This is a genomic window from Halalkalibacter hemicellulosilyticusJCM 9152, from assembly GCF_000513115.1.
Taxonomy (GTDB): Bacteria; Bacillota; Bacilli; order Bacillales; family Bacillaceae_D; genus Halalkalibacter; species Halalkalibacter hemicellulosilyticus.
In genome coordinates this window covers 1-1,643 of the sequence record NZ_BAUU01000087.1, presented here as the reverse complement: position 1 = coordinate 1,643, position 1,643 = coordinate 1, and the positions used below count along the sequence as shown (strand labels likewise).

Sequence of the window (1,643 nt, the reverse complement as noted above, 5' to 3'; positions counted from 1 at the left end):
GTGCGGGAATAGAGGAGGTAGTATTCCACTCCATTTATTACCATATATTGCACGTATTCTCCACGCCGCCCCTGGAGGCTATCCCTCCCATGTCTCAACGGGTCTTAGCCCTTTCATTCCTTCGTCATGCCTATCCAAGGGGTGGAGGCTGTTTTGCTAACCGAACGGGTCAGTGCCCTTTTGTTCAACGGATCCAGTACTCCGTGCTTTTTGGAATTCCTACGAATAAGACAACATTCAATTTATTCTAGGTATTAAGCTGCAATAGGTGAAAAAGTTTGTAGTTTTTTAGGACAATAGGCTTCATTTCTTTTAGCCATTCCTACTAAAAGTCTTGCGAGTTTGCCAATCAATTTCATAATGGATTTCATCTTTTTGATTTTCTTGACTTGTACATTGTGGGTATGAAGAGCTTTGAACTCTGGGTTATTTACAATAAGTGAAATGGTCGCTAAGTAAAGGAATCGCCGCAACCTGGACCTTCCACGCTTAGATAGCACAATTTGTCCCTTCCATTTGCCTGAACTGGCCTCTGCTAAATGTAAACCTGCATGCCTTAAGAGAGAGTTCCCGTGGGCAAAACCACTTAGATCACCAGCTTCACCAAGAATTCCAGCTAGAGAAATTTCACTAATACCTTTTATGGCAAGTAGCTTATCTGTAAATGTAATTTGTTTAAGTGCGATTGTGACTTCTTTTTCTATTCTTGCGAGTTGAGCTGTAGCTAAATCAAATTCTTCAAGTAATTGTTCAAGGTGAAGTTTATAAGCAGCGGTAGCTTGTATACTTCCAACAGAGTGTTTAGCTAATTCAATAAGTATATGCGCTTTATGTATTCCTGCGTGACGCGGCATTACAGTTCTCCATCCATCAATAACATCTTGAGGTTCTAAAGATTGAAGATCGCTTGGAGTAGGAAATAAACGGAGAGTTGCGATAGCTCCTTTTCCTTTGACATCTTTAAATACTTGTCGAAATTCTGGAAATACAACATCTATCCAACGGTTAATCTGATTGATGGAACTCACTAACCTTTTAACGATTACGTCACGGTTTGACATAAGTACTCTTAACTGTTCAAAGGATTCTGAAGTTGGTCGAATAAACGCATAATAACCATTCTTAACCATATCAGCGATAACTAGAGCGTCTTTTATATCACTCTTAGATTGTGTATTATCTCGATTTTCTTTATTCTTTTTTACAAGGTGAGGATTCACCGTTACAACATCAATTTTATGATTGTATAGCCATTTGGAGAGATTTAGCCAATAATGTCCTGTTGGTTCCATACCAACTATAGCTGTTTTAAAGTTTGCCTTAGAGATTAAATGATTTATCCATTCTAATAAGCTAGCGAAGCCATCTTCATTATTTTCAAATGTAAGAGGATCACCAACAACGATCCCACGATAGTTAACAGCACGAGCTACATGAAATTGTTGTGCTATATCTACTCCTACGACAAGGTGTTCATGTGTAATTCTTTCAATCAATTGATTTTGTTTGTCTTGCATTTTATACTTCATAGTAGAGCTTCCCCCTTAGATTTTTGAGTTTTAGAGTGGTGTCTATACTCTTATCTTACTGGGAGGCTCTATTTTTTTCAAAGTGCAAATTAACGCACTACAGGAATGCTAACC

General features: G+C 38.2%; 1 protein-coding gene. It reads right to left on the bottom strand.

Going from position 1 to position 1,643, the window contains the following annotated elements; genetic code table 11:
* Positions 1 to 254: 254 nt before the first annotated feature.
* Positions 255 to 1,529, bottom strand: coding sequence for an IS110 family RNA-guided transposase (locus JCM9152_RS20945; RefSeq protein WP_035347757.1), 1,275 nt, complete (start codon positions 1,527 to 1,529; stop codon positions 255 to 257).
* Positions 1,530 to 1,643 lie beyond the last annotated feature (114 nt).